26 protein-coding genes are annotated in these 19,104 nt (G+C 67.4%); 15 read left to right on the forward strand and 11 right to left on the reverse strand.

The features are described from left to right. Positions 1-45 precede the first annotated feature (45 nt). The gene (locus OH735_RS31000) at positions 46-954 is read right to left on the reverse strand and encodes a VOC family protein (protein WP_406384989.1); all 909 of its coding nucleotides are present in this window, start codon (positions 952-954) and stop codon (positions 46-48) included. A 1,336-nt stretch (positions 955-2,290) separates the two neighbouring features. Between OH735_RS31000 and OH735_RS31005 the strand changes: the two genes are divergently transcribed. The 5 genes from OH735_RS31005 (at position 2,291) to OH735_RS31025 (ending at position 5,040) form a co-directional block, all read left to right on the forward strand. Beyond that, positions 2,291-2,464: a CsbD family protein gene (locus OH735_RS31005; protein ID WP_406384990.1), complete on the forward strand. Its 174-nt coding sequence runs from the start codon at positions 2,291-2,293 to the stop codon at positions 2,462-2,464. A 327-nt stretch (positions 2,465-2,791) separates the two neighbouring features. Next, complete coding sequence (locus OH735_RS31010) at positions 2,792-3,058, forward strand: DUF5133 domain-containing protein (RefSeq protein ID WP_406384991.1); 267 nt, start codon at positions 2,792-2,794, stop codon at positions 3,056-3,058. Positions 3,059-3,155: 97 nt separating this feature from the next. Beyond that, positions 3,156-4,121: an LLM class F420-dependent oxidoreductase gene (locus OH735_RS31015; protein ID WP_406384992.1), complete on the forward strand. Its 966-nt coding sequence runs from the start codon at positions 3,156-3,158 to the stop codon at positions 4,119-4,121. 15 nt (positions 4,122-4,136) lie between these two features. Continuing rightward, on the forward strand, positions 4,137-4,799 hold the full coding sequence (locus tag OH735_RS31020) for a HemK2/MTQ2 family protein methyltransferase (protein ID WP_406384993.1): 663 nt from the start codon (positions 4,137-4,139) through the stop codon (positions 4,797-4,799). Positions 4,800-4,836: 37 nt separating this feature from the next. Beyond that, positions 4,837-5,040 carry a CDGSH iron-sulfur domain-containing protein gene (locus tag OH735_RS31025; protein WP_406384994.1) on the forward strand — a complete coding sequence of 68 codons (204 nt, stop codon included), beginning with the start codon at positions 4,837-4,839 and terminating at the stop codon, positions 5,038-5,040. Here the strand turns inward: OH735_RS31025 and OH735_RS31030 are convergent. Beyond that, on the reverse strand, positions 5,020-5,997 hold the full coding sequence (locus tag OH735_RS31030) for an iron-containing redox enzyme family protein (RefSeq protein WP_406384995.1): 978 nt from the start codon (positions 5,995-5,997) through the stop codon (positions 5,020-5,022). The two genes, OH735_RS31025 and OH735_RS31030, sit on opposite strands and share 21 nt — an antisense overlap. Beyond that, a complete protein-coding gene (locus OH735_RS31035; RefSeq protein ID WP_406384996.1) occupies positions 5,994-6,410 on the reverse strand; it encodes a VOC family protein in 417 nt (138 codons plus the stop codon). The genes OH735_RS31030 and OH735_RS31035 overlap by 4 nt, the downstream gene beginning before the upstream one ends. A gap of 222 nt (positions 6,411-6,632) precedes the next feature. Between OH735_RS31035 and OH735_RS31040 the strand changes: the two genes are divergently transcribed. Together OH735_RS31040 and OH735_RS31045 are read left to right on the forward strand one after the other, a co-directional pair. Beyond that, positions 6,633-6,818 (forward strand): hypothetical protein, encoded by a 186-nt coding sequence (locus OH735_RS31040; RefSeq protein ID WP_406384997.1) that lies wholly within the window; start codon positions 6,633-6,635, stop codon positions 6,816-6,818. A gap of 90 nt (positions 6,819-6,908) precedes the next feature. Further along, positions 6,909-7,862 (forward strand): Rieske 2Fe-2S domain-containing protein, encoded by a 954-nt coding sequence (locus tag OH735_RS31045; protein ID WP_406384998.1) that lies wholly within the window; start codon positions 6,909-6,911, stop codon positions 7,860-7,862. Positions 7,863-7,866: 4 nt separating this feature from the next. Here OH735_RS31045 and OH735_RS31050 read toward each other — a convergent pair whose 3' ends face one another. From OH735_RS31050 to OH735_RS31080, 7 genes are all read right to left on the reverse strand, one after another. Beyond that, on the reverse strand, positions 7,867-8,148 hold the full coding sequence (locus OH735_RS31050) for a plasmid stabilization protein (RefSeq protein ID WP_406386820.1): 282 nt from the start codon (positions 8,146-8,148) through the stop codon (positions 7,867-7,869). 390 nt (positions 8,149-8,538) lie between these two features. Continuing rightward, positions 8,539-8,712, reverse strand: a complete 174-nt coding sequence (locus tag OH735_RS31055) for a CsbD family protein (RefSeq protein WP_406384999.1) — start codon at positions 8,710-8,712, stop codon at positions 8,539-8,541. A gap of 50 nt (positions 8,713-8,762) precedes the next feature. After that, positions 8,763-9,170 carry a gas vesicle protein K gene (locus OH735_RS31060; protein ID WP_406379150.1) on the reverse strand — a complete coding sequence of 136 codons (408 nt, stop codon included), beginning with the start codon at positions 9,168-9,170 and terminating at the stop codon, positions 8,763-8,765. Further along, positions 9,160-9,384 (reverse strand): gas vesicle protein, encoded by a 225-nt coding sequence (locus OH735_RS31065; RefSeq protein ID WP_406379148.1) that lies wholly within the window; start codon positions 9,382-9,384, stop codon positions 9,160-9,162. The genes OH735_RS31060 and OH735_RS31065 overlap by 11 nt, the downstream gene beginning before the upstream one ends. 17 nt (positions 9,385-9,401) lie before the next feature. Next, on the reverse strand, positions 9,402-10,385 hold the full coding sequence (locus OH735_RS31070) for a GvpL/GvpF family gas vesicle protein (RefSeq protein ID WP_406385000.1): 984 nt from the start codon (positions 10,383-10,385) through the stop codon (positions 9,402-9,404). Continuing rightward, entirely contained in the window at positions 10,382-10,690 is a 309-nt protein-coding gene (locus tag OH735_RS31075) for a transposase (RefSeq protein WP_406385001.1), read from the reverse strand. The genes OH735_RS31070 and OH735_RS31075 overlap by 4 nt, the downstream gene beginning before the upstream one ends. A 450-nt stretch (positions 10,691-11,140) precedes the next feature. Beyond that, a complete protein-coding gene (locus OH735_RS31080; RefSeq protein WP_406385002.1) occupies positions 11,141-12,469 on the reverse strand; it encodes an IS4 family transposase in 1,329 nt (442 codons plus the stop codon). A 1,141-nt stretch (positions 12,470-13,610) separates the two neighbouring features. On the opposite strand from OH735_RS31080, the gene OH735_RS31085 reads away from it, so the two are divergent. From OH735_RS31085 to amaP, 5 genes are read left to right on the forward strand one after another with little or no spacing between them, the layout of a single operon-like run. Next, the gene (locus OH735_RS31085) at positions 13,611-14,042 is read left to right on the forward strand and encodes an Asp23/Gls24 family envelope stress response protein (protein WP_406385003.1); all 432 of its coding nucleotides are present in this window, start codon (positions 13,611-13,613) and stop codon (positions 14,040-14,042) included. A 38-nt stretch (positions 14,043-14,080) separates the two neighbouring features. Further along, positions 14,081-14,308: a hypothetical protein gene (locus OH735_RS31090; protein WP_393704726.1), complete on the forward strand. Its 228-nt coding sequence runs from the start codon at positions 14,081-14,083 to the stop codon at positions 14,306-14,308. Continuing rightward, complete coding sequence (locus OH735_RS31095; protein WP_406385004.1) at positions 14,305-14,757, forward strand: Asp23/Gls24 family envelope stress response protein; 453 nt, start codon at positions 14,305-14,307, stop codon at positions 14,755-14,757. The genes OH735_RS31090 and OH735_RS31095 overlap by 4 nt, the downstream gene beginning before the upstream one ends. Continuing rightward, positions 14,754-15,437 (forward strand): DUF6286 domain-containing protein, encoded by a 684-nt coding sequence (locus OH735_RS31100; RefSeq protein ID WP_406385005.1) that lies wholly within the window; start codon positions 14,754-14,756, stop codon positions 15,435-15,437. The genes OH735_RS31095 and OH735_RS31100 overlap by 4 nt, the downstream gene beginning before the upstream one ends. An 8-nt stretch (positions 15,438-15,445) precedes the next feature. Then, the gene (gene amaP / locus OH735_RS31105) at positions 15,446-16,045 is read left to right on the forward strand and encodes an alkaline shock response membrane anchor protein AmaP (protein ID WP_406385006.1); all 600 of its coding nucleotides are present in this window, start codon (positions 15,446-15,448) and stop codon (positions 16,043-16,045) included. 376 nt (positions 16,046-16,421) lie between these two features. Here the strand turns inward: amaP and OH735_RS31110 are convergent, their stop codons facing one another. Then, complete coding sequence (locus OH735_RS31110; protein ID WP_406385007.1) at positions 16,422-16,700, reverse strand: hypothetical protein; 279 nt, start codon at positions 16,698-16,700, stop codon at positions 16,422-16,424. A 110-nt stretch (positions 16,701-16,810) separates the two neighbouring features. Here OH735_RS31110 and OH735_RS31115 point away from each other — a divergent pair, with 110 nt between their 5' ends. The 3 genes from OH735_RS31115 (at position 16,811) to OH735_RS31125 (ending at position 19,077) form a co-directional block, all read left to right on the forward strand. Beyond that, positions 16,811-16,966, forward strand: a complete 156-nt coding sequence (locus OH735_RS31115; protein WP_164495245.1) for a DUF6131 family protein — start codon at positions 16,811-16,813, stop codon at positions 16,964-16,966. A gap of 126 nt (positions 16,967-17,092) precedes the next feature. Then, positions 17,093-17,539 (forward strand): SRPBCC family protein, encoded by a 447-nt coding sequence (locus tag OH735_RS31120; RefSeq protein WP_406385008.1) that lies wholly within the window; start codon positions 17,093-17,095, stop codon positions 17,537-17,539. Positions 17,540-17,688: 149 nt separating this feature from the next. Next, on the forward strand, positions 17,689-19,077 hold the full coding sequence (locus tag OH735_RS31125) for an IS1380 family transposase (RefSeq protein WP_406379152.1): 1,389 nt from the start codon (positions 17,689-17,691) through the stop codon (positions 19,075-19,077). Positions 19,078-19,104 lie beyond the last annotated feature (27 nt).

The following is a 19,104-nucleotide window of genomic DNA, read 5'->3' on the forward strand; positions in this document are numbered from 1 at the left end:
CCGCCGGAAGTGGATTGCTGTCGTGGGTTCCCCGAATCTTCGTGCTTATGCGGCGTCGCCAGGCCTCCCGGCCTGCGGGGACCGATCGGAACCTGCGCCGCGCCGGAGCCCAACCGCCGTGGTGATGATCAGGGAGTTGCGTGGAGACTCGACACCGAAGACCGCGCCGTGCGGGTCGTACAACAGGGCCGTGCGGTGATCACCCTCTACGGCCCGGCCGATGGTTCCGCCACCGTGCCGGGAGGCCGCCTCCGTTGCCCTGCCGGCATTCGGTACGGGGAAGTAGACGTTCCAGCGCGGACTCGTCCGCTCGCCGCTCAGCGCCGCACCGGCCGGTACGATCCGGGCTGCCACGCTGCCGACGTCCCGGAGCGCGACGCCGCCGTGCTCGTAGCGGACCTCGCAGCAGCCGGGCCGGGCGCAGGCCCACTCGAGTACCTCGCCGTAGAAGATGGCGGCCTCGAACATGTCTCCCGCCCGCAGTTCCAGTCGCCACGGCCGGTGTGCGCGCCAGGACTCCCAGTCGGCGATCAGTTGCCCTTCCCAGATTCCGAAACGATTGCCCTCACGGTCGGCAGCCAGCACCCCGCGACCGAGGGGAAGGCGGACCGGACCCACCGCGATGGTGCCGGTGCGTTCCAGGATGCGGGCCGCGGCCTCGTCGGCGTCTGTGACACAGAAGTAGGGCGTCCAGTCCAGGGCCACCTGCAAGGCTGGTGTTGTACACCCCAGGCTCGCGGTGGGCATGCCCGCCCAGAGCGCCATCCTGAAGTCCTCACCCAGCGAGGTCCGCCGGAACTCCCACCCGAGTACGGCGCCGTAGAAGTCCTCGGCGGCTCGGGGGTCCGGCGTGGCGAGGCTTGCCCAGCAAGGGGCACCGACAGTGCAGCTGGCCAGTTCCGTGACCTCTGCCGGTGGTCTGTGTGGCCGGGGCGGGCTGGGTGTGGAAACCATAGCGTTGCCTTGCGCGGGGGACACGACCCCTTTGCCAGCATGCATGTTCGGCGCCTCCGGCGGCGAGCGTAGAGCGGGCGGCCGAAGCGGGAAGCCACTGGGCTGTTCCTCCGCCCATGCGCTGAGCAGGCATAAGAGGCTTCGGAGAGAACGCTGTCCGCACTCCGTACCGAGGCCGGACACGGCCGACACTCCGACGCCGTCTCCCACCTTGAGCTTCGAGAGCAACCGGGGAGACGGATCGCTCCGCAGGACTGTACGGTCAGCACCAGTCAGGGAGACAGCGTTCAGGTCGACCACGCGCTGCTACAGTCGCTGCTTCCTTTGCGACGGGGGCGTTTCACCGACGATCCGGTCCGGCGCTTCGTCCGCGACGCGTGCGGCACCACAAGCCCTTCGTTGGTTGCCGGTGGAGGCATCGGCCGCCCTGGGCGATCTCCTGCACGCTGGGGTCACCGACCCGGATGCGGCGGGAGGCGAACCCGCCGCTCGGTACGGAGTGGTGACCGCGGCCAACGGCGACGACGCTTCCAGATGCGTTCGCCGTAGCGATTGCCGACGGCAGCTTGAGCGGACACAGTCAGCGCACCGGGCGAAATTCGGGGCACGGTGGAAGCATGGTGGGGGAGGACGCGTTCGACGCCCGTGACGAAGACCGACGCATGCAGTCGTTGATGCGCAGCTCCTTCAAAGCGCGGCGCCCTGCTCTCGCTGCCGCACTGGGACATCCCCGCCACCAGCAGGACGGCGGGGCGAGCAGCCAGGAGCATCACCGGTGTTCCTTGCCACGGTGCATCCCTCGGCCGCGCTGCGGGCGAGGAGCGCACCGTCGTGGCCAAGTGAGGGCCTCGTGTCCGATGTGCAGATGGCTGCCCAATTCCTTTGCTGACGGTCTCTATCCCCGCGTGAGATGCCGACCACGGCGCCAGAACCCTGCCCCGTTGCCACGGACCGTTTCCGAGCGACCTCGCTCAACTTACGGTTGGTCCGCTGGGGTGGTGCGAAGCAGCCGAGAAAGGACGAGAGCAATGACCACAGAACCTTCCCCCGAGGGTCCCGGGCCAGTCCCCAGTCGGCCGGATCCGGTGCCACACGACCCGCAGCCGCCGTCCGAACCAGGTCCCGGCGAACCCGAGCCCCAACCGGACGTGGAGCCGTCCCCGGCGCCGGGTCCCGGTTCCCGCCCGGTCCCCGAGCCGCCCGACTGACCGGAGAGTGCTGCTCCCGCGGCCCTTCTTTCCGGTTGCTCGTGAGCGCGACACCTCACCGATTGCGGCCTCAGAGTGATCGACGCAAGGTGGATACGTCAGCCCCGACAGTGAAGGACGGAATCGTCATGGGTAAGGCAAAGGCGACGGCCAAGCAGGTCAAGGGCAAACTGAAGGAAACCGTCGGCGATGCCATGGACGACAAGGGCCTGCAGGCAGAAGGCCGTGGCGAGCAAATGACGGGCAAGGCCCAGGAGACCGCGGCAAAGGCGGCTGAGCGGCTGAAGAAGTCCGGACAGTAGGACCTGCATTGTGGGCCGCGAACCCGGGGCGACCACATCCGGGTTTCACGGCCGCCGGGGCGCGGCCTGTCGGCCGCGCGGCTGGCACCAGGCGTCAGGTTTCGTTGCTCGGTGAAAGTTCGCTGACGTTCGGCGAAGTGCGAGTGCCGGGTGATTGCAACGCCGGGTCGCCTAGGCTGATTGCCCCCTGGTGTTCATCCTTTCTCCCGTTTTAAGCGCCGCCGTACGACTCGGGGTTACCTACTTGCGCGGAGTGGTGTTGTCGACCTCACGCGCGTGCGCCGTCACCCAGCGCGCGTGGGCCGCCACTCAGCCTAAGGAGCCGCGATGTTGCTCCCGGACAAGTCCCTGGTCGATTCGCTGCTGCGGCGCTATCGCGCGTGGGAGGTCGTCGTCCTGGCAGAGCCGCACGATCTGGCCAGCCGTCGGCACCTTGAGGATGTCGCGTACACCTTGTGTGTGCTCATGGGGCAGCGCACCACCCGCGATGCGATTACCGAAGCCGAGTTCTACCTCGGGTGGGCCCGATCGGTGATGCCGGCCGCCAATGCGATGACGCGGGACGGCGGAAAACAGTCTCGTGATTTCTCGTGATTCTCGGGCCCGAGGCGAGCGACCTCGTTACATGACCTGGGTGCCCCGGAGCCGGACAGCTCGTGTTCGGAGCCGAAGGCTCGGCAAGGAGTGTTCCATGGTGCTGGTCGGATACACGATGATGACCGAGCAGGCCGGTCCGCGTGAGCTCGTCGACCACGCGGTGGGCGCCGAGCGCGCCGGCTTCGACTTCTCCGTCACTTCGGACCACTTCTTTCCGTGGCTGGACTCCCAGGGGCACGCCCCGTACGCATGGAGTGTGCTCGGCGCGGCCGCACAGGCCACATCGCGGATCCCGTTGATGACGTACGTGACATGCCCGACCGTGCGATACCACCCTGCGGTGGTCGCTCAGAAGGCCGCGACGATGCAGCTGCTCTCCCAGGGGCGGTTCCGACTCGGTCTCGGCTCCGGCGAGAACCTCAACGAGCATGTGGTGGGCGCGGGCTGGCCCGCCGCCCACGTTCGTTTGGAGATGCTGGAAGAGGCCGTGGAAGTCATTCGCGCGCTCTTCGGTGGCCGTGATGTGAGCCATCACGGCACACATTTCGACGTGGAGAACGCCAAGCTCTGGGACCTCCCGGACGAGCTGCCGGCGATCGGGATCGCGGTATCGGGGGAGCGGTCTTGCGAGATCGCCGGCCGGCTCGGCGATCTCGTCATTGCCACCGAGCCCAGGAGCGACCTGCTGGACGCTTTCGACCGGCACGGCGGTACGGGCAAGCCGCGGGTTGGTCAGCTGCCCGTCTGCTACGACACCGACCGGGATGCGGCGGTCGCACGGGCGCACGACCAGTTCCGCTGGTCGGTCGGCAGCTGGAAGGTCAACGCAGAGCTGCCCGGGCCGGCCGGATTCGCCGGGGCGTCCCAGTTCGTGCGCCCGGACGACATCGCGGATTCCATCCCGTGCGGTGACGACGTCGCCACCTTCGTCGAGGCAGTGCGTTCCTACGCCGAGGCGGGCTTCACGGAGATCGCCCTGGTCCAGGTCGGCGGTGACCATCAGCAGCCCTTCCTCGACTGGGCGGAGAAGGCCCTGCTGCCCGCCCTGCGTGATCTCTGAGAGCCGGTCGCGGCAGTGAAGTTCCTCCAGCCTCCGGGTGTCTACGCGCCACAGGAAGACACAGCCATGTTGGTATCCGCTCTGCGGCGCGAACGTCTGTCACCCGGAGCGGAGGTGCTCGACGTGGGTACCGGTACCGGCGCGGTGGCGATCGCCGCCGCCCGCTTCGGTGCTGCCCGTGTAATCGCCATCGACACGTCGGCCGCGGCGGTGCTCACGACACGACTGAACGCACTGCTGTCCGGGCACGCGCGGGCTATCCGGGCCAGCCGCGGTGACCTGACGGAGCCTGTGACCGGCCTGAGGTTCGACCTGGTGCTGGCGAACCCGCCGTACGTACCGTCCGCGAACGTCCGATTGCCTCGTCGCGGTGTTGCTCGGGCCTGGGAGGCGGGGAGCGACGGCCGGGCGGTGCTCGACCGGCTCTGTGCCAAGGTCCCCGTTCTGCTGCGCCCCGGAGGTGTGCTGCTCGCGGTCCACTCCGTACTGAGCAACCCAGCGACGACCCTGGCGCGGCTGGCTGAAGCCGGATTGGACGTGGCTGTGACCGACCGCCGGTTCGTTCCCTTCGGGCCCGTCCTGCGCGAACGGGCCGCCTGGCTGGAGATGCAGGGCCTGATCGAGCGCGGCCAGGAGAAAGAGGAACTGGTGGTGATCCGTGCAGAACGGCCGTACTGAACCGGAGACCACACCTCGGGCAGCTGCACGGCGCGTCATGCAGGAGCCGGGCGGACCCGTGCTCGTGGAAGGGCCCGTTGAAGTGGTCCAGGAGGACGGCACCATTGCTCGCTCGGACCGTCCGGTTGTCGCACTGTGTACCTGCCGGCGGAGCCGCATCTTCCCCTGGTGCGACACGAGCCACCGCGGCCGGAAGAGGCCGAAAGCCCCATCGTCGGCCTCAGAGCGGCACACGGAGTGAGGACTCGCCGCCCCGCCATGCGCCGAGCAACTGCTCCCCGAACCGGTCTTCCAACCATCCGGTGGCCGCGATGCCGAAGGCGACGTCCGGTGCCAGATCCGGCTCCTCCTGGAGCAGACCGGCGACGACCTCATGTCGCACGAGTTGCTCATGCACGGCGTCGGCCTCCACATGCTCCGCGTAGAAGTGGATGGCCGCAGGCCCGGCACCGGTCCGCTTCAATGCCTGAGCGAGGCGCCGCGACCCTGGTGGCGATGTGGTCTCCACTGAGGCGAAGTGACCGACCAGCGCACCACGGTGTGAGCGGTGGAGCCCAAAGAGTGACATGAGGTTGACGGTCGCGAGCATCTGCCGAGAGCCGGCGTCGAGGTAGCGCCCATACGAGGTGTCCAGGTTGAGGTCCGCCATCAGATCGGCGAACAGCTTCGAGTGGACCTGTTCCGCCCGTCCCGCTCCGAATTCGTCGTACTCCACAGCAGCCATTCCTGCCTTGGCCCGGCCGGTCAGGCGCGGGATCACCCACACGTGCGGATCGGCCTCCTTGAGGTGGTACAGCGAGCGGTGGGCGGCGTACTCGCGCAGATGCCACAGCTCGCCCTCGTCCCGCAGGAAGTACGACACGCCGTCGGCGTCCACTGGCTCCAGAACGAGTTCGTCCAGCGCACTGCCGACATCCTCTGCCACCGGCACGTCAGCGCGCAGAACCGCCAGGAAGCCACGCTCCAGCGCGGCCCGCACCCTGAGCAGTTCCGGATCCCACTCCCAGGCGCCGTCCACCCCGTCGAAGCCGCGGTAGTGCAACTCGTAGCAGAGGTACAGGGCGAGCTGGAGGTCGTCGCCGTACGGGTCGGCGCCCGCCGTCAGGGACGTGTCCGGCAGCCTGCGCCGACCCGGTTCCCGGCCGAGCGCTTCGATCAGGGCGGCAGTTACCTCACCTCTGGTTTCCGGCAGCTTCATGGGGCTTCCTCTCCTCGGCCCGCCGGCTCGTTCCGTGGGGGCACCGCGAGGGAGAAGGAGTGCCCGGCGGGGTCGGCGTAAAAGCGTACGCCGCGCAGCCCACCTCCGGCCTTCGCGTCCATCGGCATTGCCCCGAGGCTCACCGCTTCTCGTTCCGCCTCGTCCAAATCACCGTGCGCGACGAGTATCCGAAGATGCGCCTGCTGGGCGTCGTCCGGCCGCGGCCAGCTGGGAGGGGCATAGCCGTGGTCCCGGCGGATCGCCAGGTGCACGCCGTTGTGGCCGACGAGTTCCACAAAATCAGGATCGCTCACCACCTGGATTTCCGCATCGAGCAGTGACGCGTAGAACTCCGCCAGGGCTTCGGGCTCCGCGCAGTCCAGAACGAGGACACTTGTCTTCGTGACGGTCATGTTGTTTCGGGTACCCGCCGACGCTCAGAACACACGGGCGACGGCCAACGCTCACGGGGACGGGCTTCCGTCGTCGAGAACCAACTGGCTTTATCGAGCAGTAGTGGTTCTGGTTCAACTTCCGTGACGCGCGCATGCTGAGTGACGATTGATGCTCCGCCGAGCGGCTGGGAAGTTACCCGAAAATGACGACGCCCCTGGTGTGGCCGACAATTCGGCGTCGTGGAAAAGACGGTGTTCGGGACGGAAGATATGTTGTTCCCGCCGATCACGGAGGTGGCGGTGCAGTCGGTGGACGTGAACGACGAGACGATACGCATCGAGGTCGGTAGTACGGCGGCTGGGGCGGCGTGTCCGGGCTGCCGGAGCCAGATACACAGCTCCTACCTGCAGGTCCCACAGGCATGACAACGTCCTGCCCGAGACGCCTGCAGCCACCAGAGTGGAGCGGAGCTGACGCTTGTTTGGGAATCGGCCGCACATGGTAAACCGCTCATCATGCGGCTTTCAGCGGGGTATACGAGATTCGCGGTTCTCGCTCCGAGCAGCGACAGGGTGAAAGTGGCGGCCGCCCGCACCGAGGGCCTCTTTCTGAGGTCCCTCGACGCGCTGGGCCGCCTGGAGAAGCTTGATGTTGTTATCAGCCCCGTGCGGCGGATGGTGCGCGGCGTGCCTCTGGGGCGCTGTCGCGATGTGCTGCACGGTCTGCCGATCGGCCATCCCCTGCACCCCGCGCTGGTGCAGGTTCCGATGGGTGCGTGGTTTTCCGCCGCGGTGCTGGACGTCGTGCCCGGCACCCGGCGCAGTGCTCGCATCTTGGTGGGTGTGGGCGTCCTGGGGGCCGCGCCGGCTGCGTTGGCCGGCTGGGTGGACTGGGCTGAGCAGCACGAGGACCAGATGCGTACCGGCCTGGTGCACGCGGCGTCGATCGCCGCGGCCATCGGGCTCTACACGGGATCTTGGGTGCATCGTGGCCGAGGCCGTACCGCATTGGGCAAGGCGCTCGGCTTTGCGGGGCTGTGTATGGCCGGCACCGGCGGGATGCTCGGTGGCCACCTCGCCTATCGCCAAGCCGCAGGCGCCAACAAGGCGGCAGCGGTCCGGCGTCTGTTGGAAGAGGGTTGGCATCCGGTCGGCAGAGTGGAGGACTTCCCGGTCGGCGAGGCCGTGCGGCGGGAGTTGGGCGAGGTGCCTTTGCTGGTGTTCCGTCAGCCGGGTGGCCGCATTCATGTCCTTGCCGAGCGGTGCAGCCACCTGTCAGGGCCCCTGTCGGACGGGAAGATCGCCGACGGCTGCGTGGAATGCCCCTGGCACGGCAGTGTCTTCCGACTGTCGGACGGTGCGAACGTACGTGGGCCGGCTACCGCACCGCAGCCGTCCTTCCAGGTGAGTGTGGACAGCGACGGCACCGTCCACGTACAGCTGCCCCGAGCAGGCCGAACCACGCAATGACGTATCAGCGGCCCAGGGCGTTCCGAAGCTGCTGCTTGTTCATCGAGGAGCGGCCGTCGATGTTGCGATTCTTCGCCTCCTCGTACAGCTGATCCTTCGTCGGCCCTTGCGGCCCGCTGTGGGACCGTTCGCCACCACGTTGTGAGGCGGACTTTTTGTCTTGAGTGGACACCTTGCTGGAGGTCTTCGACTCGCCGGAGCGCGCCCGCTCCTTGTTCACGGTGCGCGCGGCAATTTCCTTCGCACGCTTTGTGGACTCACCTCTGTCCTTGGCGCTCTCCTTGATGTGCTCGTACTAACGCTCACGCTTCTTGCTCGAGCCGGCAGGCTTGATCTTCTCCTTGACCTGAGCACATTTCGTCGACGCGATCTGCGCAGCGGTGCGGTCGTCCTGCCACACATGACACATACCACTTCAGCCCGAATAGCAGCTCTGCGCTACTTGGAGCGCGCAGCGACTCGGACCGCCTCACCGCGCGAACGGCTCCTTCGCGGGTGTTACCCGCCCCCGCGCTTCAGGAGGAAGCCGGGCCCGCAGCGGCGGAGAGCCGAAAGCGCGACACCATCTCTTCCCAAGCGCAGGCGAGCACCTGGGTACGAACGTCGCTCTGGCCCCGTCGGTGCACGGCGTGCGGCGGCGGGGCCGTGACTGCTACGTAGTGCCTGAGCGTGTCTTTCAGTGCCGGAACCTGTCCTTGCCCTTCTCCACGGCCTGCTTCAGTTTGCCCTTGGTCTTTTCGGCCTTTCCTTTGCTTTCCAGGCTTTCGTTACCAACGGCCTTCCCGAGCGTTTCCTTGGCTTTCCCTTTGGATATCTCGCCGATGTTCTTGGTCTTCTTTCGGATGCCCATGTCGTCCTCCTTATGGGCCTTCGGTCGAGTAAGCGGGGTTCGGCCGACGGCTATTCGGACGGTGGCAGCAATGTTCCGAGAGGTCCGAGATCCAGATTGAGGTCTTGCATGGAAAGGTCGTATCGAGCGCAGAGTTCCACCATACGCTCGTGCAGAATCATGAGTGTGGCGCCCAGCCGCTCCTCCTGTTCCTCGGTGAGGTCTCCGGCGTCGACCCGCTGCAGTGCCTGGCGTTCCATGAGCTGTCGCAGCAGCTCGACGATGGTGAGAACGAGCTTGATCAGGTCCCGTTCCACCGTGTCGGGGTCGGTGGTCACCCGATGTGTGGTTCCCTGCGCCTTCGAGCCGCTCGGCGGCAGGACGTCCTGCGGGGCGGCGGGCAGCAGACGGAAGGCACGGGCCGCCGCGTCGGCGACTTCGTCGAAGCGGTTGCCGGGCCGGCGGGTTTCATCTGTCATGGCTGCCTCGCAGGGGTGCCGGGGCGGGCCACGGGGAGGGGTTCTGTTCGCTGATGGAGACGATCAGCGCACGCAGCGAGATGCGTACAAGATCGATATCGGCGATTGAGAGTACGACGTCACCGGTGAGCACCACACCTCCGCTCAGCAGCCGGTCCAGCAGGTCGATCAGCGCGATCTGCCGGTCCGGCAGCGGCTCTTCTGCCGCGGCCAACGCCCCGCCGTCCGCCCTCACGGCGCGGCTCTCTTCAACGGTTCGGCTTCGGCGGGCGTGGCGAAGGAGTAGGGCGCCCACGGTCCGGTCACCTCGATACGTACCCCTGGAAGTCCCTCGGCGGCCTGCATGACGTCGGCCCGGAATTGTTCGGCGTGCGCCAGCGGCACGAGGTAGGCGTCGTTGACGACGTTCTCTCCCGGACCGCGGGCGAGTTCGCCTTGCTGGGTCCGGTGCTGGACCCGGTCAACGGCCACGTCTCGGGCCGCGTCCTCGACACGCCAGGCCGCCTGTTCGGCGTCGCGGTAGGCGTCGTCGCGGGCGTGGCGCTGCGCTCTGCGGTGGCTGAGATAGGCACGTCCGGGGCTCAGGGCCGGATCTGCGGACGGCTCTGCCGGGCTTTCGGTGGCCGCGGGCGCTTCGACGTAGATCTTGACGCCCCATTCCACCTGTGCGGCCAGGTCGGACAGCCGCTCGGCGAACGCCTCCCGGCGGACGGCGTCCGCGCGGGCGGAGGTCTCCCAGGCGACCACCCGGCGGGAGAACGCGTCGCGGATCGCGGACAGCCACAACGGCCCCTCCCCGGTGGAGATCATGGTCAGGTCGGTAACCCACAGCCGGTTCGGCCCATTCGCGGTGAAGTCGCGTTGCACCAGGTCAGGGGCCAGATCGGCGTCCGGGTCACGGCGAGTGAAACTCGTGCCCCGGCGGGGGCTGATCCCGGCCAGGCCGGCCTCCCGCATGAGCCGCTCGACGCGTTTCCTGCCGACGTGGACGCCCTCACGCTTGAGGACGGCGTGCACGCGAGGTGAGCCGTAGATCCCGCCGGACTCGTCGTGGACCTGCCGGATCCTGCCCGTCAGCTCGGCGTCCCGGCGGCGCCGTTCGCACGGTTCCTTCTCGGCCTGGCGCCACCGGTAGTAGGTGGAGGAGGGGATGTTCAGTTCCCGGAGTACGGGCTCGACCCCCAGATGCGGGTGCTCGTCAACGAGCGCCGTCACCTGGGCCGGGTCGGGTCGAGCTGGGCCGCGAAAAAAGCCGAGGCCGTCCGCAGGACCTCATTCGCACGCTTGAGCTGGGCGTTCTCCTTGCGCAGGGCGGCAAGCTCCTCACGCTCGGCGGTGGTGAGCAGGTCGTCGCGTTCGCCGGCGTCGGCTTCGGCCTGGCGGATCCAGTTGCGCAGGGCCTCGTGGTGCACGCCGAGTTCCTCGGCCATGCGGCGGATCACGGGCTTCGGCTCGGCGGTCAGGTACATCCGTACCGCACGCTCACGCAACTCCAGCGGGTACTTCCTCGGCGCAGGCATCGTCTGGGCTCCTCTCATGAGACCCATCTGACCTTCTGTCACCCATCCCCGCATCTCGGGGGAACCTCAAGCTGCCGGGGAAGTGCCGGCGGGGACGGCAGACGCTGATCCGCAGATGAGGCGTCTACCGGGTCGTCCAGGCACTGGCAGCCTGACATCCGATCCTGGGGAACGAACACCCTCGCCCCTTCGCTTGGACGAAAATTGCACACGAAATCCTCGGCAAGGCCGCCTACTGCCATCAAAAATCCCCGACCCAGACCATCAGGGTAGTAGTCAGGGCAATTCATGGAAATCCCGAAAGGTGGCACGCCAAGAGAGCGGCCGCGAGGCACCTCCAAGTGGCGTGTTCCCGGACAGCTCCACCGCACCGGGGGCCTCCGCTTTTGGTCAAGACTTCCGTGTCAACAACCTTTGTGATCGATAGGGCTATAGGCCAAGGCCGTGAAGTTACGGTCCGGGATCCGACGTCAAGATGTCGATGCTGATGGTGGCCTTGTAGGTGTGGCGGTCGACTTTGATGCTCTTGTAGGCGTATCGAGACAAGGGCCGTTTGACCGCGCGGGGGCCGAGGCGGATTCGCCGGGCGGGCATGAGGGTGCCCAGGACGGCGTGCCCGATCGCGCCGACGAGGTCGATGACGGTGTCGGCGATCACGCCCTGGGCCTGGACGATCTGGTCGCGGGCGGTGTTCAGGGCAATGGAGAAGCTGCAGCGGTCGGGATCGGTGCCGGATGCCTGGGTGGCGTCGGCTATGGCGATCCGGATCACTTGATAGGCGGTCAGGAGCGTGTAGATCTCCTGGGCGATCCCGGGCCAGGTGCGGGAGCGCAGGACGCGTCGGCCGAGCATCGATTTCTTGATCTCGAAGTAGGCCGATTCCACTTCCCATCGTTCGTGATACAGCCTGACCAGGTCGAATGCCGGGTGGGTGCGGTGGTCAAGGAGCGTCGTGGCCAGCCGGTAGGCGCCGGTGCGGCGGCCCGCGCTGGTGGCGATGGTGATCTCACAGATGACGATGCGGACCTCGACGTCACCAATCCTGGACAGGAACGAGCCATCCGGGTAGGTGGCCAGGACGGGCGGTTTGCGTCCCGAGGAGAGACGGGCGAGGAAGTCCGCTCCGGTGCCGGCGACGGTCGTCAGGAAGGGGTTGGAGGAGAATCCCCGGTCCAGCAGGGCGATCATGCCGCCTGTCAGGGAGCGTGCCAGGCGGCGGCCCAGGACGGATTCGCCGGGCTTGCGCGGGCCGAAGACGGCGTCGATGATCGCGCGGGTGCCGCAGGCGACCAGTGTCACCAGCATGACCTGTGGGTATCCCGAGGCGGCGGTGTACTGGTTGGATCCCTTGCCCAGCTTGGCGCGGACCGCCTGGTCGTCGGCGACGTCCAGGTGGGTGCCGTCGATCGCGACGACGAGCAGGCCCTTCCAGCGTGCTCCGGTCGTACGGATCGCGCAGGCGGGTCCGCGCAGCAGGTCGAACAGGGCCCGCACCGGGCGGACTCCGAGCCGACAGCGGGCGTGCCACAGCGCGGTCGCAGTCACTTTAACCAGCGGCAGCCCCACCAGGGCGCCGGTGAGCTTGCGCCATACCTCGCGATAGCCGCAGTCCTCGAACAGGGCCGCGGCCAGCAGCAGGTAGACCACGACCCGTGCGGGCAGTTTCCGCAGCCGCTGCTGGACGGTTCCGCACTCGACAAGCACGGCATCGACCAGCTCGAACGGAACGATCCTGGTCAACTCGCCCAGGTGGCCCGGTGCATAGAGCCCTTCGGCCACCGTGACGACACGCGTGATGGCAGACTGTCCGGACAGCGGAGCCTCCGGTGAGTGAACGGTTGTCTTGGTCGACTGCCAGTTCTACCGGGGCTCCGCTTCCTACGTCCGGCAAACCCACAGATCACAGCCGCCTGGACAGTCGCACTCAAGCCGTAACTTCACGGCCTTGGGCTATAGGCCGCGGTTTCTGTGATGAGGACGGCGGCGGTTACCGGGCCCGAGGTGTCACTGGTGGCTGCGTCGGCTACCGCCGCCCGGACGGCTCGGGCTACTTCCAGTGGTTGGTATCCGGCGGCGACCGCAAGCTGGACCTGGATGTGCTGGCCTGGTGGATGGTCATGTTGCTCCACTTTGACCGGGCGGCTTCCCAGCACGGGGGTGAGGCGGGCCACGCCCGGAACAGCCGCTGCGACGTCGGCCAGCTCCCCGCTGGGGCCCCGCATGGGTCCTGTTCCGGTCGTTGGGAGCGAGCGTCGCGTGGCTGCGGCCTCCGGCGGGGGCCCCGTGGCGTTCTCTGCGGTCTGCGGCCTGACGTCTCTCTTCGGGCCCTCATGGAGATCCGTGACGCGCAGGTCAACTGCCACGGTGGCCAGGCCGAGCCGTTCAGCGGCCACGTTGAGCAATGTGCTCCTCAACTGCTCCGCGGTGCGGGGCAGTGGCTGCCCCATGAATGCGGTGAATGCGGCCTCGATCCTGAGCGGGCCAGGCGGTAGCGCGCTGGCCGGCGGACGGACGGACGGCTCGGACACGGGCCCGAGCGATGCCGGTCCGATGCGGAGGCTCTCCAGCCAAACGTCAGGAATCTCAGCGGCCGTGCGCCCGAGGGCCCGAACGGCTGCTTGCTCGGTGATCCACGTCCCGTCGTCAGACCCTCCGAGCGGGAGCAGCCGACCCAGGTCGAGCTGGCGCCGTACTGCCTGCATCCACGCCTCAGTTTTCACCGCCCTCTCACCCTCTTCCATGGCCGCGGTTCTCCCCCTCCCGCACAGCGCCCCAACTTCGCAGGGGCTCTGGCAGGGGCACTTCGTACCACTCGTTGGGCCACCCCGTCTCATGGTTCGCGCCTCTGATAAATCCCACTAAAACGAATATAATCCGATCAAAGAGTGCTAGGTGATCTCCTTCAGGGAGGAATAGCCCGATGACTGAGAACACCGGCGGAAAGCACGGCGGTGCGCCCGGCTCTCGCGGTCGGACGACCATTGCCGACGTGGTGGTAGAGAAGATCGCCGGAATGGCGGCACGCGATGTGCCCGGCGTCCATTCCCTGGGCAGTGGATTCGCGCGCTCGATGGGATCCATGCGGGAGCGGATGCCCGGCGCCGGTAGTGGCAAATCCGTCACGCGCGGGGTCAGCGTCGAGGTGGGAGAGGTGCAGGCGGCCATCGATCTGGAGATCGTCGTCGACTACGGCGTCTCCATCACGGACGTGGCCAGTGACGTGCGCGAGAACGTGATCTCCGCAGTGGAGCGGATGGCGGGCCTGGAAGTCGTGGAAGTCGATATCGCGGTCAGCGATGTGAAGCTGCCCGACGAGGAGGACGAAGAGGAACAGCGGCAGCGGGTTCAGTAGCCAAGGGGGAGCAGCCCGCTTGAGCGAAGGAGCGCGTGATGAGCAAGGCTGTGGTCGGCTTGATTGCCGGAATGGCACTGGGCTTCGCCGGATACTTCGGTGGCTTCTGGGCCTTCCTGCTGGTGCTGGTACTGGGCGCCGTCGGACTTGTCGCCGGGCGCTTGATGGAAGGTGATCTCGAACCGGGTGACTTCATCCGCCGCCGTGACGACCACCAGCGGATGCGCGATGACCGGCGACAGGCTCAGGGAGACTGGCGGCAGTGACCAGTGACGTCGATCGTCGTCCGGGCATTCCTCGCGGGGAGCGGGGAGCGACCGCCGTCTCCGACCGTGTCGTTGCGAAGATTGCTTCCCATGTGGCCCGCGAGGCGCTGAGCCGGTTCTCCGAGTCGGCCGCCCACGTGCCGCCCGGCCGCCGGACACCACGCGTGACGACGTCTGTGCGGCGGGCACCGGAGCGGAACGAGAACGCCGCAGGACGGGACGGCGATCCTGCCAATAGCCGTCCGGCCGTGCTCGGCGAAGTACGGATGCACATCGCCGTGGAGCTCGGCTATCCGTCCGACATTGGGGCTCAGTGCGCTGCGGTGCGCCGCGAGGTCATCGAGCAACTCAGGAGATGGGCCGGCATGGACGTGTCCGAACTCGCGGTGTCGGTCGAGAGGCTGCACTCGGTGCACTCGCGGCATACAGACCGGGAAAGAGTGAGATGAGCGCGAACACCTGGCGGCAGCCGACCGGCGATGGCGACATTCCCTCCGGTACGGGACAGGCAACTACGTCTGCGGGCAACCCCCCAGGCAAGGGCACGACGGCAGCGGTCCATAGAGCGGGCAGGCCGGCGCGCCGCTTCTGGTCCGCACGGCGGATCCCGGCAGCCATCGTGGCGCTGCTGTCCGTCGCAGGCATGGGGCTGCTCCTGTACGACGTGGTCTCGGTGCGGGCAGACCGGCCCGGGATGAGCTGGCGACGGCGTCTCGCCGAGGAACTGGCCACACGACCACTGCATGACATCTGGATGACCGTCGGGGCCGCAGTGGCGATGGCCCTTGGCCTGTGGCTTTTCCTGCTGGCGGTGACGCCGGGACTGCGCAGACTGCTACCCATGCGGCATCCCACCGGAATCCCCGGAACAGGGGAGGTCCGCGCCGGGCTCGACCGCCACGCAGCCGCCCTGATTCTGCGCGACCGAGCCGTACGGGTGTCCGGTGTGCAATCGGCACGGGTCGATGTCGGCCGCCGGAAGGTCAAAGCCCGGGCACAGGCACATTTCCGCGATCTCAACGAGGTCCACGCGGATCTGGACGCCGCGCTGAGCGAAGCCGCAACGAACTTGGGTCTCGCCCAGCAGCCCACGCTGGACGTGCGCGTCCGGCGCCCGAAGAAGGGGTGAAGCGTCCCATGCTCAAGGCGGTGAACCGGGTGCTGCTGGGGCTACTCGGCCTTGGACTGTTCGCCCTGGGTGGCGGCGTGCTGCTGGGCGGACTGGATCTGCAGCGCCACTGGGGGTTCGACGTGCCGGGCTGGTGGCCCTTCCGAGGTCCGAACGATGTCGTGCTGGGCACCGAGGGACGCACCCGGTGGCGGGAAGAGTACTGGTGGTGGCCGGCCGTCATTGCGGTGCTCGCCGTGCTTCTCGCACTGCTGCTGTGGTGGCTTCTGGCGCAACTGCGCAGACACCGGCTGGGCCAGGTCCTCATCGACAGCGAAGACGACGTGGCGGCGGCCCGACTCAACGGCCGCGCGCTGGAGGACGCAATCGAGAAGGAGGCACAGGCCCTGGACGGGATCTCGCGGGCTCACGTGCGGCTGACGGGTCGGCGTACTGCTCCGGCGGCACGAGTACGGCTGTTGCTGAAGTCTCACGCGGAACCGGCGCGGGCTCTGGAGCAACTGAGCCGGGAAACGCTCGCACACGCACGGGACTCGGCAGGCCTGGACCGCCTCCCGTCGGAGGTCCGACTCCGGGAAGTCCGCCACCGCGCCCGCCGCGTCGCCTAAAGAAGGACTCGCCGAGAATCAACACGGTTTGATCTCTGTTGGCTGTTGGCTGTCGCAGGGATCGCGGCCACGTCGGGGGCGTGCGGAACCTGTCCGTTGAGGTCAAGGCAGGAGGAATGCCCTGGTGGGGTACTGCCGTTGACGACGAAGAGCTGGGCCAGCAGGTCTCGGAGGCCGACAGGTAGGCCAGGACTCGGTCGGCCGCGTTCGGCTTGTCTTTGGCGCTGCTCCGGGACCACGGCGTCGCTCCCCCCGCGTTGACGGAATCGCTTAGGCTCATGCCACTCGGCCAGATTCAGTGGCCACTTCGTCGACGGGGTGATCCAGTCCCACTTCGGGCATGCCGGTCAGCTCCGGGCTGTGCAACGATGCAGTCTCAAGCCGCAGTGGTGTCTTTTCCGGTCGGTCGGCCGCTCTTGGCGTCCGGGTCGCCGTGGAAGCGGTGCCGGGTCATGGCGAGGGCGTCGATCTGGGCATCGGTGACCGTGGTGTCGAGTTCAACTTCGAGTTCGGTGTTGGTGCCGGTGGTGGTCGAGGTAATGGTTTCCAAGATGACTTCTGGACCCTTTCTGTCGGGATCGGGCTCGGGCGCATATTCGGCGGCGTGGACGCAGCGGTGCGCACTGAGATTGTCCTGCTGACGGGTTTCGTCCACCTCCGCGACCGGCTGTGCTGTTTGGATCCCCCGTGGCCATCGCCTGGTCTGCATCGCCGTGTGTATGTGTGAGGCGCATACTGAAAAGACCTGCGAGAACGGAGGGCGCCATGATCATCCTCGGCGTCATTCTGCTGGTCATCGGCCTGGTGGCCGGCATATCGATCCTGTGGACCATCGGTATCGTGCTCGTCGCGATCGGCATCGTTCTCTGGATCCTGGGTGCCGTCGGCCATGCGGTGGGCGGTCGGCGGCATTACTGGTAGGGCTGCTTGTTCCGGCTGCCCGTGAGCTCTCGGTGTGCTCGGGTGCCTTGTGCTCTGCGCGGATATGGTGCCGGTCCGCAAATCGCTACCAGGGTTGGAACTTCAGCGTCCCGGATGGGAGCACACATGGCTGTACGTCATCAGCTCATCGCCCGGGAACCGTCCGTCCTCTGGGCGGTTCTGGAGGACGAGAGCCGGTATGCGGACTGGGTGGTGGGGGCCTTCGACTCCGCCCCGGGCAACGGGCGTTGGCCGGAACTCGGATCGTCGATCAAATACACGGTGCGTCTGGGTCCGAAGGAGTTCCGCGGACGCACGACGGTCCGTCGCCTCGATGCGCCGCGCGCACTGGAACTCGAAGCGGACGGGGGGCCGTTGGGTACGGCGCGGATTGCCATAGACGTCCGGCCGTGGGGCGACAAGACCTTGGTCATTCTCGACGAGCATCCGCTGCGCGGACTGGGAGGGAGTCTCCACAACACAGTTCTCGAAGCCCTTGCGCAGTTCCGGCACCGCAGCATGCTGCGGCGACTTGCGGAAGTCGTCGAAGGAATGCCCCCGGACGCGGGGTGAGCGACAGACCGAGAGGGACTGCCTCAACCCGGATCCACCGGCTTGACGCCTGTGGATCGTGCTTCCGGAAATGAAGAAGTGCCTTGTGACCTGCGATGATGGGGTTTCTCTAGGACCACATCAGGCACGATCGGCAAGGCACTTCCGAGATGCAATCTTCCCATACCGCGACGGCTGTCTCATCCGCGTTCGATGACCCGAACCTGATCGCGTACGGCGGGCTGGAGCCGGTGGTGCGGCTGGCCGAGCGGTGCGGTCTGCCAGCTCTGGCCGACGAGCTCATCAGGCTGCCCGCATCGAAGGACGGCACCGGAGCCTTCCCAGCGGCGAAACTGATGTCGCTGGTGGGTGGCATGGCCGCGGGCGCCGACAGCATCGATGACATGGACCGCCTGCGGCATGGGGCGATGGGCCGCCTGTTTGCCGGGGTCCGGGCCCCGTCCACGCTGGGGTCGTTCCTACGCTCCTTCACGCACGGGCATGTGAAGCAACTCCACGCCGTGGCCCGCCGGTTCCTGCCCGCACTGGCCCGTCATACCCCACTACTGCCCGGCGCGGACCAGGTCGCCTACGTGGACATCGACGACACCATCCGCCGCACCTACGGCTACGCCAAGCAGGGCGCCGGTTACGGATACAGCAAGGTCAAGGGCCTGAACGCACTGCTCGGCATCGTCTCCACACCCCTGTCCGCCCCGGTGATCGCCGCCACCAGGCTGCGCAAAGGACCGTCGAACTCCGCACGCGGCGCGGCAGCGTTCGTCGCCGAGACCATCCGCACCGCCCGTGCCTGCGGCGCCAGTGGCCTGCTGGTGATGCGGGCGGACTCCGCGTTCTACGGCGCCGACGTCGTCAACTCCTGCCGGGCGCTGGGCGCGTGGTTCTCCATCACCGTGCGGATGAACGCCTCCGTCAAGGCCGCGATCGCCCGCATCGACGAGGGCGCCTGGACGCCGATCAAGTACCCCAAGGCGGTCTGGGACGAGGAGGGCCAGTGCTGGATCTCGGACGCCGAGATAGCCGAGGTCCCCTACACCGCGTTCACTTCCAAGCCGAAGAAGCAGCAGGTCACCGCCCGTCTGATCGTGCGCCGCGTCAAACGCCTGGGCACTGGCACCGTTCCCGCCGGACAGGGCACGCTGTTTGACACCTGGCGCTACCACGCCGCGTTCACCGACTCCCCGCTCTCCTTGAAGGACGCCGAGCGTGATCATCGACGGCACGCTGTCGTCGAGCAGGTGATCGCGGATGTCAAGAACAGTGCCTTCGCTCACGCGCCGTCCGGGCATTTCCAGGCCAATGCCGCGTGGCTCGCCCTGGCAGCCGTGGTGCACAACCTAACCCGCGCCGCCGGTGCCCTGGCCGGAACGTTCCATGCCAGAGCGACCACCGCCACCATCCGTGATCACCTGATCAACGTGCCTGCCCGCCTGGCCCGCTCGGCCCGCCGCCTCACCCTGCACCTGCCCGAACGCTGGCCCTGGAGCATGGACTTCACCCAGCTCTTCAGCACGGTGCATGCGCCACCAGCCTCCTGACGCTCCCCGACCGACCTGCCCGAAAGG

Origin of the sequence: Streptomyces sp. NBC_01618 (genome assembly GCF_045209435.1) — a bacterium.
GTDB lineage: Bacteria > Actinomycetota > Actinomycetes > Streptomycetales > Streptomycetaceae > Streptomyces.